The organism is Variovorax sp. P1_H12_2, assembly GCF_056405335.1.
Genome location: NZ_JBFUCI010000214.1, coordinates 1 through 10,619, shown reverse-complemented (window position 1 = coordinate 10,619; position 10,619 = coordinate 1). Strand labels below are relative to the sequence as shown.

10 protein-coding genes and 1 pseudogene are annotated in these 10,619 nt (G+C 70.3%); 1 reads left to right on the top strand and 10 read right to left on the bottom strand.

All coding sequences use genetic code 11. The annotated features are described in order from the left end of the window. A partial coding sequence (locus tag AC1D2K_RS20445) for a 2-oxoglutarate dehydrogenase E1 subunit family protein (RefSeq protein WP_478090654.1) occupies positions 1 to 175 on the bottom strand: 175 nt, incomplete at its 3' end. A 6-nt stretch (positions 176 to 181) separates the two neighbouring features. On the opposite strand from AC1D2K_RS20445, the gene AC1D2K_RS20440 reads away from it, so the two are divergent. Continuing rightward, a complete protein-coding gene (locus AC1D2K_RS20440; protein ID WP_478090655.1) occupies positions 182 to 400 on the top strand; it encodes a hypothetical protein in 219 nt (72 codons plus the stop codon). Between the two features lie 24 nt (positions 401 to 424). Here AC1D2K_RS20440 and AC1D2K_RS20435 read toward each other — a convergent pair whose 3' ends face one another. From AC1D2K_RS20435 to AC1D2K_RS20395, 9 genes and pseudogenes are all read right to left on the bottom strand, one after another. Further along, the gene (locus tag AC1D2K_RS20435; RefSeq protein ID WP_478090653.1) at positions 425 to 967 is read right to left on the bottom strand and encodes a MarR family winged helix-turn-helix transcriptional regulator; all 543 of its coding nucleotides are present in this window, start codon (positions 965 to 967) and stop codon (positions 425 to 427) included. A gap of 39 nt (positions 968 to 1,006) precedes the next feature. After that, a complete protein-coding gene (locus AC1D2K_RS20430; RefSeq protein WP_478090652.1) occupies positions 1,007 to 2,725 on the bottom strand; it encodes an acyl-CoA dehydrogenase family protein in 1,719 nt (572 codons plus the stop codon). A gap of 13 nt (positions 2,726 to 2,738) precedes the next feature. After that, complete coding sequence (locus AC1D2K_RS20425; RefSeq protein ID WP_478090651.1) at positions 2,739 to 4,466, bottom strand: tannase/feruloyl esterase family alpha/beta hydrolase; 1,728 nt, start codon at positions 4,464 to 4,466, stop codon at positions 2,739 to 2,741. 22 nt (positions 4,467 to 4,488) lie between these two features. After that, on the bottom strand, positions 4,489 to 5,217 hold the full coding sequence (locus AC1D2K_RS20420; protein ID WP_478090650.1) for an ABC transporter ATP-binding protein: 729 nt from the start codon (positions 5,215 to 5,217) through the stop codon (positions 4,489 to 4,491). 149 nt (positions 5,218 to 5,366) lie between these two features. Next, a complete protein-coding gene (locus AC1D2K_RS20415; RefSeq protein ID WP_478090649.1) occupies positions 5,367 to 7,178 on the bottom strand; it encodes a branched-chain amino acid ABC transporter ATP-binding protein/permease in 1,812 nt (603 codons plus the stop codon). A 152-nt stretch (positions 7,179 to 7,330) separates the two neighbouring features. After that, the gene (locus AC1D2K_RS20410; protein WP_478090648.1) at positions 7,331 to 8,371 is read right to left on the bottom strand and encodes a branched-chain amino acid ABC transporter permease; all 1,041 of its coding nucleotides are present in this window, start codon (positions 8,369 to 8,371) and stop codon (positions 7,331 to 7,333) included. Between the two features lie 32 nt (positions 8,372 to 8,403). Beyond that, entirely contained in the window at positions 8,404 to 9,546 is a 1,143-nt protein-coding gene (locus AC1D2K_RS20405; RefSeq protein ID WP_478090647.1) for an ABC transporter substrate-binding protein, read from the bottom strand. Between the two features lie 47 nt (positions 9,547 to 9,593). Continuing rightward, a complete protein-coding gene (locus AC1D2K_RS20400) occupies positions 9,594 to 10,358 on the bottom strand; it encodes an SDR family NAD(P)-dependent oxidoreductase (RefSeq protein ID WP_478090646.1) in 765 nt (254 codons plus the stop codon). Between the two features lie 25 nt (positions 10,359 to 10,383). Next, positions 10,384 to 10,619 (bottom strand): annotated as a pseudogene (locus tag AC1D2K_RS20395) (feruloyl-CoA synthase); the annotation flags it as partial.

Sequence of the window (10,619 nt, the reverse complement as noted above, 5' to 3'; positions counted from 1 at the left end):
CGACCGGCAGGTGTGGAACGTCCTTGGCATTGCTGCCGTCGACGGCGGGAACGTGCTGGAGTGCGTCGAAATACTCGCGCCAGTTATCGGGCACGCTGCCAGGGTTGGCAAGGTAGTTTTCGTACATCTCTTCGACATAGGGCGCGTTGCCGCCGCGATCGGCCGTGGGCAGAATTTCGGCATGTCCGAAACCCCGATGTCGCCCGCGACCTTGCAGGATCAGGAGCTCCAGAGCCTCGCGACGGAGTGGCGCATGCGTGCGATGCAGGGCGACCAGCTGGCCCACCGCATGGCCCAGGCGCTTGAAGCCGAGCAGCGGCGCCGCATTCGCGACTCGGGCCTGCAGCTCCTGACGCCCGCCTCTTCGCCGATGCGGGGACCCTGGTGGAAGTTCTGGTGAGCCGCGGCGCCGGCGGCATGCCGTTCACGGAGCGCTTCTAGCCTTTGCCCTGCCGTCGGCCTCCGCGGGGGCACCCGGCGCCTGGTGGTACACCTTCTGCAGCAGCCGGATCAGCGTCTCGCGCTCGCGCGCCGTGAGGCGGGCGCTGGTATCGGCTTCGAGCTGCATCACGGTCTGTTCGGCCTCGCGCACCAGTTGCTCTCCGGCCGGCGTCAGGTACAGGCCGATGGCGCGGCCGTCATGCGGATGGGGCCGGCGCTCGATCAATCCGCGAGCGTCCATGGCGGCAATCAGGCTCACCAGGTTGGGCGGCAGGATGTCGAGGGTCGAGCACAGCTGGCGCGACGTTGCGCCCGGGTTGTGCGCGAGCAGCGACAGCACCGAGAAGTCCACCTGCTTGAGCCCGTAGACCGCCATGCGCTCGGCAAAGACCTGGCTGACGATCAGCCACGCGCGGCGCGCGTTGTAGCCGACGAAGGTTTCGAGCACCCGCGTATCGAGACGATCGGACCGCGGCGCCGGGTGGTGGTGCACGGCCGAGGGGGTTTTCTTGTGCAGGAGTGCCATGGCGCGAGGGTAACTGCTCGGCGGCCCGTCGTGTGTGACTCAGGCAGAAGCCTGTTGTGCCTCGCAGGCCCGCTTGACGATGCCGAGCCGCATCTCGAACTCCGGCAGCACCCAGCGGCGGAAGGCCGCTTCGGGGGCCGACCCGCGGGCGGGGTCGGGCGAGGTGCGCCCGATGCGCGCCCAGGCCCAGGCCAGCAGCGCGAGCATGACCACCCGCAGGTAGTCGTCGGCGACCTCGAAGGGGAGGGCGGCGTTGGCCTGCGAAGCCATGGCGACGGTGGTCGTCAGGTAGCGCAACTGCGCCAGGCGGCGCTGCACGTCGGCATCGATGTCGCGCGCGGCGTCGAGCTCGTCGCGCAGCTCGATCAAGAGGCCCGACATGCCGGCGCCGCCATCGGCCAGCACCTTGCGCACCAGCAGGTCRATCGCCTGGATTTCATTGGTGCCCTCGTAGATCATCGTCACGCGCGAGTCGCGCACCACCTGCTCGATGCCCCATTCGCGCACATAGCCATGGCCGCCGAAGACTTGCAGGCACTCGCTGGCGCCGTGGAAAGCCTGCTGCGTGCAGGCCGCCTTGAGCACCGGCGTGACCAGCGCGCACCAGCGCTGCGCGCGATCCCGCGCCTTTGGATCGCTGTCGTGGCGCGCGACGTCGAGTTGCATCGCCGTGCGGTAGGCGATCACGCGGGCGCCGTCGATCCAGGCGCGCTGCGTGTCGAGGATGCGGCGAATCGCCGGATGCTCGGCCACCAGGTCGGCGGCCTCGCTGCCCCGGCTCGCCGGTGCCGGGCCGGGTGCCCGCATCTGGCGCCGTTCATGGGCGTAGGCGTCGGCCTTTTGCCAGGCGGCGTCGAGCAGGCCGATGCCCTGCAGCGCCACATGCAGCCGGGCCGCATTCATCATCACGAACATCGCCGCCAGCCCCCGGTTCGGCTCGCCGATCAGCCAGCCGGTGGCATCGTCGAAGCGCATCACGCAGGTCGAGCTGCCGTGCAGGCCCATCTTTTCCTCGATGCGCTCGCAGTGCACCGCATTGCGAGACCCGTCGGGCAACCGCTTGGGTACCAGAACCAGAGAAAGCCCCTTGGGACCGGCCGGTGCATCGGGCATCCGGCACAGCACCAGGTGCACGATGTTGTCCGTGAGGTCGTGCTCGCCGCCCGAGATGAAGATCTTGCCGCCGGCGACGCGGAAGCTGCCGTCGGCTTGCGGCGCCGCGCGAGTGCGCACCTGGCCCAGGTCGCTGCCGGCATGGGCTTCGGTCAGGCACATGGTAGCCAGCCATTCGCCGGTCGCGATCTTCGACAGGTAGCGCTGCTTCAGGTCTTCGCTGCCGTGGTGCTTGAGGCACTCGTAGGCGCCATGCAGCAGCCCCGGGGCCATCGTGAGGCCGTGGTTGGCGGCGCTGAGCCATTCGAACAGGACGGCCTCGAGCACCGCCGGCAGGCCCTGGCCGCCGTCCTCGGGTGCGGCGGCGAGCGCGGGCCAGCCGCCGTCGACGAAGGCCCGGTAGGCCTCGCGAAAACCAGGCGGCGTGAGGACGCTGCCATCGACAAGGCGGCATCCGACCTCGTCGCCGCTGCGGTTCAGCGGCGCGATGACCTCGGCGACGAACTTGCCGGCCTCGTCGAGCACCTGCGCCTGCAGGGCCTGGTCGAATTCGGCGAACGCAGGCAGCGCGCTCAGGCGCGGCACGCTGCCGAGCACCGTGTCCAGGATGGCGCGCACGTCGTCGGGGCGGGGTCGGTAGTTCATCGTCAGGGGTATCTCAGGACGCGCGGCAGGCGAAGCTGGCCGCGGATTCGGCATCGCCGCCGGTGTAGACCGCGACTTGGGGGTAGGGGCACAGCGGACGCGTGCGCCGCGCCGACCAGCTGGCCGGCACTTCGGGGTTGACGCTCGCCGTGCCGGGGCCGCGCGCGCTAGCCACCACGGACGCGGGCGCCTGGCCTCGCTCGACCCAGTCGACCAGCGCGCTCAGCATGTCGAACTGGTCCGTGGCGGGGCCGCCCGCGCAATGGTTCATGCCCGGAACCGGGAAGTAGCGCGCGAACGCCGAGGCGTCGCCGCCATGGCTCGCCTGCAGCCGCTCGTACCAGGCGGCGGTGTCGTCGGACGAGAACACCGGGTCGCTGGTGCCGTGGTAGACGATCAGCTTGCCGCCGCGCTCGCGAAGGGCCGTCAGCTTCGAGGCGTCGGGCGGTGCCATGAAGGCCATCGCCGATTGGCGGTAGACGGGGTCGGTGGCGTCGATCAGCGGCGCGTCCCGGTCCATGTCGAAGCCGAGCGCGAAGGCGAGCCCGCCCGGCCTTGTGGCCAGCGGCGGCGATGTGAAGATGAAGCCCACGGCGCCCGGGTCCCGGGTCTGGGCGCTCGAGAACTTCCATTCGCGCCAGTTGCTGCCGCCGATCCCGGCGTCGAAGGGGAAGCTGCTGTAGATCGGCTTGCCGGCGCTGTTGCGCGCACCCGTGAACACGTTGCCAAGGGCGCTCTTCTGCGCGGCCGTCAGGCATTGGCCGTCGCGCGCGCCGGTGCAGGTCGGCACGTCGCGCTGCAGGTCGAAGCGCGTCTGGCAGGCCTTGACGTCGGAAACGATGCCGTCCGCCAGKCCGTCGAGCGCATCGCAGCGCGCCAGCACGCGCTCGGACACCCGCTGCAACTCGGCCGGCGTGAACGCGCTTTGCAGGTCTGGCAGGCCGGCGGGCGTGGTCGCGGTCGCCACCTTGGCGTACTGCTGGGCGCCATAGAGCTGCGCCACCGCGGCGCGCGGCAGGTTGTAGCCGGGATCGCCCGCGAGGATGCCGTCGTACTGGCTGGATGCGCGTGCGGCGGCCACCATCGCGTGCCGGCCGCCGTTCGAGCAGCCGCCGAAATAGGACCGGTCGGGGCCGCGGCCGTAGGCCTGGTTGATCAGGTTCTTGGCCATCGGCGTGAGCTGCGCGACCGCGTTGTAGCCGTAGTCGAGCCGCGCCTGCGGATCGAGGCCGAAGGCGGGGCCGAGCGAGCCGGCATGGCCGGCATCGGAGCTGATGACCGCGAAGCCCAGTTGCAGGGCGTTCGTCACGGGCGCACCGCCGCCGATGCCGCCGACCGCCGGCACGACCACGCCATCGAGGCCACCGTTGGCCTGGTAGAAGAAGCGGCCGTTCCAGGCCACCGGAAGCCGCATCTCGAAGCCGATCGCGTAGCGCTTGCCGTCGACCGGTCCGATGCGCTCGTTCATGCGGCCCTGGACCAGGCAGTGGGCCGGAACCGGCACGCTGGCGTTGCCCAGCGCGACCGTGCCGGCCGGCACCGCCACGGCCTGGGTGTACACCGTGCCCGGTGGCGCTTCGCTGGCCGCGAGCGCGCCGCATGACAGCAGCGTGCCGGGCCGGGCCGCGGCGAGCGGAGGGGTCGGTGCCGTCCGGCCGCCGCCGGCGCAGGCGGCGAGCAGGGCAGCGCCGGCCAGCGCCACGGCGCCGAGTCGGAGATGGCTGCGTGGGGTGGTCTTCATCGTGTCTCCTGCTTGCAGTCGCTCAGGCCCGGGCCGCTCCCAGGTAGGTGTCGATGACGCGCGAGTCGCCCGCGAGCGCGCGGGCCTCGCCTTCGGCGCTGACGCTGCCCATCTCGAGCACGTAGCCGTGGTCGGCGACCTCGAGGGCCGCGCGCGCGTTCTGCTCGACCAGCAGGATCGTCACGCCGGTGGCGCGCAGCGCGCTGACGGTGCGGAAGATCTCCTGCACGACCAGGGGCGCGAGTCCGAGGCTGGGCTCGTCGAGCATCAGGAGCGTGGGCCGCGACATCAGTGCGCGGCCGACCGCCAGCATCTGGCGCTCGCCGCCCGACAGCGTGCCGGCCAGCTGCGCCCGGCGTTCCTTCAGGCGCGGGAAGAGCGCGTAGACCTRCTCGATCTGGTCGCGCCATTCGCGGTTGCGCAGTCGCACCTGCCGGAACGCGCCGAGCACCAGGTTGTCTTCGACCGGCATGGTGGCGAACAGCTCGCGCTTCTCGGGCACCAGCGCGATGCCCAGCATCACGCGCTCCTCGAGCGACAGGCCGCCGATCGGCTGGCCGCGGAATTCGATGGTTCCCTTGGCGGGCAGCACGCCCATGAGGGCGTTGAGCAGGGTCGACTTGCCGGCGCCGTTGGGGCCGATCACGGTCACGACGCTGCCTTCGCCCGCCTGCAGGTCGATGCCGTGCAGCACCTCGGCGCGGCCGTAGCCGGCGCGCAGGTCGTGGATTCGGAGAAGGGGAGTACTCATGTCAGTGTTCCAACAAGCGATCGCGTGACCCGCGACGCATGAAACCGGCGCGGCCAAATGCCAGGGATACCGCGGAACCGGCTTTGCCGGGCCGCTGGTATCGCCCCCTTGAGGGGGAGGCGCCGCAGGCGCTTCGGGGGTGTTTCATCCTAGTGTTCGGTCCCAAGGTAGGCGGCGCGCACCTTCGGGCTTTGCTGCACCTCGGCCGGCGTGCCCTCCATCAGGTGGGTGCCGAATTCCATCACCACGATGCGGTCGCAGATGTCCATCACCAGGTCCATGTCGTGTTCAACCAGCAGGATGCTCATGCCCGATGCGCGCAGGCTGCGCAACACGTCGGCGAGTGCCTTCTTCTCCTTATGGCGCAGGCCGGCGGCCGGCTCGTCGAGCAGCAGCAGGGCCGGGTCGGCGCACAGGGCGCGCGCGATTTCCAGCAGGCGCTGCTGGCCCATCGCCAGGTTGCCGGCCAGCTCGTGCATCCATTCGCCCATGCCCACGCGCTGCAGCTGGCGCTCGGCCTCGCGCAGCAGCTCGCGCTCCTCGGCGCGGTCGGTGTGGAGCATGGCCGCGATCGCGMCCTTGCGGCCGCGCAGGTGGGCGCCGAGTGCGACGTTCTCGAGCACCGTCATGTCGGGCACCATCTTCACGTGCTGGAAGGTGCGCGAGACGCCGCGCTCGGCGATGGCGCGCGAGGACAGGCCGCCGATCGCCTCGCCGCGAAATCGCACGGCGCCGCCGCTCAGGCCGAGCACGCCGGTGACGAGATTGAAGGTGGTCGACTTGCCGGCGCCGTTGGGTCCGATCAGGCCGACCACCTGGCCGGCCCGGGTCTGGAAGCTGATGTCATTGACCGCCACCAGGCCGCCGAAGGTCTTGCGGATCGCCTGCACGTCGAGCACCACCTCGCCGGCGGCCGGCTTGGCGCGCGCCGGCAGGTCGGCCGCATCGCGCCAGTCGACCGGGCGCTGCGGGCGCGGCAGCCGGCGGTCGATGAAGTCCCACAGGCCGTCGGGCAGGTACTTGAGCACCAGCACGATCAGGATGCCGAAGACGATCAGCTCATAGCTGCCGCTGGTGCCGATCAGCCTGGGCAGCAGCACCTGCAGCTGGTCTTCGAGCAGCTTGACGACGCCGGCGCCGGCGATCGCGCCCCAGACGTGGGCCGCGCCCCCGAGCACCACCATGAAGAGGTACTCGATGCCCATCTTGAGGCCGAAGGGCGAAGGGTTCACGGTGCGCTGGAAATGCGCGAAGAGCCAGCCCGAGAGCGAAGCCAGCAGCGCCGCCAGCACGAAGATGCCGACCTTGAAGCGCAGCGTGTTCACGCCCATCGCCTCGGCCATCTGCGAGCCGCCGGCGAGGGACCGGATGGCCCGGCCGCTGCGCGAATCGAGCAGGCGGATCACCGCGAAGCAGGCGACCAGCGAGAAGGTCCAGACCACCGCATAGAACACCCGCTGCTGGCCGACTTCCAGGCCGAACAGCGTGAGTCCCTTGACGCCCAGGATGCCGTCGTACTTGCCCAGCGCCTCGAGGTTGCCCATCAGGTAGTAGAGCGCCAGCGCCCAGGCGATGGTGGCGAGCGGCAGGTAGTGTCCCGACATGCGCAGCGTGATGCCGCCGATGATCGCGGCGCTGATGCCGGTCAGCGCCAGGCCGACGAACAGCGTGAGCCACGGCGAGAAGCCGAAGTTCACGCTCAGGTAGGCGGTGGTGTAGGCGCCGATGCCCACGAACGCCGCCTGGCCGAAGGAGGTCAGCCCGCCGACGCCGGTGAGCAGCACCAGCCCCAGCACCGGCAGCGTGTAGATGCCGATGTAGTTGAGCTGGATGATCCAGAAGTTGGGCAGCGGCAGCAGCGGCAGGGCGACCAGCAGCGCGACCAGCGCCAGCGGGCCCCAGGTACGCAAGCGGCTCCTGGCGGGCCGCGTGGCGGCCGCGGGATTCAGGATGGCGTCCATGTCAGTGCTCCACCACGTGATCGCGTGACCCGCGACGCGTGAAACCGGCGCAGCCAAATGCCAGGGATACCGCGGAACCGGCTTTGCCGGGCCGCCGGTATCGCCCCCCTTGAGGGGGGAGGCGCCGCAGGCGCTTCGGGGGGTGTTTCATTTCAGTGTTCCTCGTCCGTGTGGGCGCTGGTGAGCGAGCGCCACAGCAGCACCGGCAGGATGATGGTGAACACGATCACTTCCTTGAACGAGCTGGCCCAGAACGAGCCGAAGGACTCGATCACGCCGACCGCCAGCGCGCCGAGCAGCGCGCCCGGATAGCTCGCGAGGCCGCCGATCACGCCGGCGACGAAGCCCTTGAGGCCGATCAGGAAGCCGGAGTCGTAGAAGATCGTGGTGGTCGGCCCGATCAGCAGGCCCGACAGCGCGCCGATCAGCGCCGCCATCGCGAAGGTGAGCTGCCCGGCCGCCTGGGTGGAGATGCCCATCAGTCGCGCACCGAGCCGGTTCACGGCCGTCGCCCGCAGGGCCTTGCCGTAGAGGGTGCGCTCGAAGTAGAGCCACAGCATCACGATCAGCGCCGCGGAGGCGAGGAAGATGATCACGGCCTGCCCGTTGACGTTCAGCGGGCCGACCGAGAACCGGTCGTCCCAGAACGACGGGTTGCGAAAGCCCTCGGCCCCGAAGAACAGCAGGCCGAGCCCGGTCATGGCGAAATGCACGCCGACCGAGACGATCAGCAGCACCAGCGAACTGGCGCCGGCGAGCGACTGGTAGGCAACGCGGTAGACCAGCGGCCCGAACGCCGTGACGATGCACAGCGTGAGAAAGGCCTGGACGGCCAGCGGCAGATTGCGCGGTGCCGCCCACGCCGAGACGGCGCAGACGACAGCCGGCAGCACGAACATGCGCGCGGCGGCCACCAGGGCCGGCCCGGCCCGGCCGCGGTGGCGCCAGGTGCCGACGAGCTCCATGAGCGCGGCGACGGCCGCCAGAATCAGCAGCAGCCAGACCGTGCCGGGCACCTTGCCGGTCTGGAAGATGGCGAGCGTGAGCGCGCCGTAGGCGACGAACTCGCCCTGCGGAATGAAGATGACGCGGGTGACCGTGAACACGAGCACGATACCCATGCCCAGCAGCGCGTAGATCGCCCCGTTCGTGAGTCCGTCCAGCGTCAGGATGCTGGCGATTGAGAAATCCATGGCGGGGCTTCGGCGCTGGCTGCGTTGCGCGTTTACTGCGGCTGCTCGACCTTGAACTGGCCGTTGACGACCTTCAGCATGACGCCGGTCTCGTTGGTGTAGCCCCAGTGGTTGTCGGGCGTCCAGTTCAGCACGCCGTGCGCGAGCACGGTGCGGCCCATGGTCTCCATGGCGTCGCGCAGCGCGGCGCGGAATTCCGGCGTGCCGGGCTTGCCCTTCTTGAGGGCGATCGGCACCGCCTTCTCGAGCACCGTCAGCGCATCGGCGCCGTGGCCGGCGAACTGGTTGCGCGAGGCCGGGCCGTAGGCCTTCTCGTACTGCTGCACGAACGCCACCGCCGCCTGCTTCGACGGGTGGGCGTCGGGCAGCTGCTCGGCCACGGTGGCCGGGCCCGAGACGACGAAGGTGCCTTCGGCATCCTTGCCGGCGGTGCGCATCAGGTCCTGCGTGGCGGCGGCGTGCGTCTGGTAGACCTTGCCCTTGAAGCCGCGCTCCATCACCGCCTTCTGCGGCATGCCGGCGCCGCTGCCGGAGGCGACGATCAGGATCGCGTCGGGGTTGGCCGAGGTGAGCTTGAGCACCTGGGCGGTGACGCTGGTGTCGGCCCGGCCGAAGCGCTCGGTGGCGACCACCTTCATGCCGTTCTTCTCGGCCTCGGCGGTCAGCGCCTTGAGCCAGAGTTCGCCGTAGGCGTCGGTGTAGCCGAGGAAGCCGATGGTCTTGACCTTCTGCGACTTCATGTGCTGGACCACGGCATAGGCCATGACGTCGTTGGACTGCGGCAGCCGGAAGGTCCACTTGTCCTTGCCGGGCGGCAGTCCAGCCGGCGAGGCGGCGAGCTGCACCGTGCCCGATTCCGCCGCCACGTCGGCCATCGGGATCGCCACCGGCGTCGCGGCCGAGCCGATGATGACGTCGACCTTGTCCTCGGTCACCAGGCGCTGCGTGTCCTTGACGCCCGTGGTCGGGTCGGTGGCATCGTCGAGCACCACGACCTTGAGGTTCTCGCCGGCGATGGTCTTGGGCCACAGCGCGATCTGGTTCTTGACCGGGATGCCCAGGCCCGAGGCCGGGCCGGTCAGCGGCAGCACGACGCCGACCGTGAGGTCGGCATGGGCGGCGCCGAAGAGGCCGGCGGCCAGGGCGGCGGCGAGGATGCTTTTCTTGATGTTCATGACGTGTCTCCAGGAAGGGCGAACGGGAAAACGGGGTGGTGGGCGGCTCAGCGCGGCGCCATGCGCAGGGCGCCGTCGAGGCGGATCACCTCGCCGTTGAGGTGGCCGTTGGTGACGATGTGGCAGGCCAGGGCGGCGAACTCCGCCGGATCGCCCAGGCGCGGCGGGAACGGGATCGAGGCGGCGAGCGACTGCTGGATCGGCTCCGGCAGGGTCTTCAGCAGCGGCGTCGCGAACAGGCCCGGCGCGATCGTGCAGACGCGGATGCCGTGCTGCGCGAGGTCGCGCGCCATCGGCAGCGTCATGCCCACCAGCCCGCCCTTCGAGGCGCTGTAGGCCTGCTGGCCGACCTGGCCGTCGAAGGCCGCGACCGAGGCGGTGAACAGCATCACGCCGCGTTCGCCGCCTTCGTTCGGAGCCAGCCTGGCGCAGCGCGCCGCATAGAGGCGGCTGACGTTGTAGGCGCCGATCAGGTTGATGTGGACCACCCGCACGAAGTCCTCGAGCGGCGCGGCCTGGCCGTCCTTGCCGACGATCCGCTTGGCGCTGCCGATGCCGGCCACGTTCATGAGGATGCGGGCCGGGCCGTGCGCGGCCTCGGCCTTGTCGAGCGCGGCGTTGACGCTGTCGGTGTCGGTGATGTCGCAGATGCAGGCGACGCCGCCGATGTCGGCGGCGACCTTCTCCGCCAGGCCGGCATTGACGTCGAGCACCGCGACCTTGGCGCCGAGCCGCGCGAGCTCGCGCGCCGTGGCTTCGCCGAGGCCGGATGCGCCGCCGGTCACGAGTGCGGCTTGTCCCTGGATGTTCATGCTTCGTCTCCTTGTGGGTTGGGTCTCAGTGGGGCTTGAGCGTGAAGGGCAGCGTCCCGGCATGCAGGGCGTCGGCCAGCGCGGCGCGGTGCTTGAGCACGGCGCGCTGGTTGATCGAGCCCTTGTCGGTCACTTCGCCCTTGTCGATCGAGGGCGGCTCGGCAATGATGTGGGCGCGCGCGATGCGATTGGCGCTGCCGGTGCTGGCGGCCGCGAGCGTGTCCAGCAGATGCTGCAGCCAGGTTTGCACCGGCGCGCTCT

Bases quoted from the DNA above. Each gene is read 5' to 3' on its own strand.
- AC1D2K_RS20440 (WP_478090655.1), top strand. From the start codon at position 182: ATGTCCGAAACCCCGATGTCGCCCGCGACCTTGCAGGATCAGGAGCTC.
- AC1D2K_RS20435 (WP_478090653.1), bottom strand. From the start codon at position 967: ATGGCACTCCTGCACAAGAAAACCCCCTCGGCCGTGCACCACCACCCG.
- AC1D2K_RS20410 (WP_478090648.1), bottom strand. From the start codon at position 8,371: ATGGATTTCTCAATCGCCAGCATCCTGACGCTGGACGGACTCACGAAC.
- AC1D2K_RS20405 (WP_478090647.1), bottom strand. From the start codon at position 9,546: ATGAACATCAAGAAAAGCATCCTCGCCGCCGCCCTGGCCGCCGGCCTC.
- AC1D2K_RS20400 (WP_478090646.1), bottom strand. From the start codon at position 10,358: ATGAACATCCAGGGACAAGCCGCACTCGTGACCGGCGGCGCATCCGGC.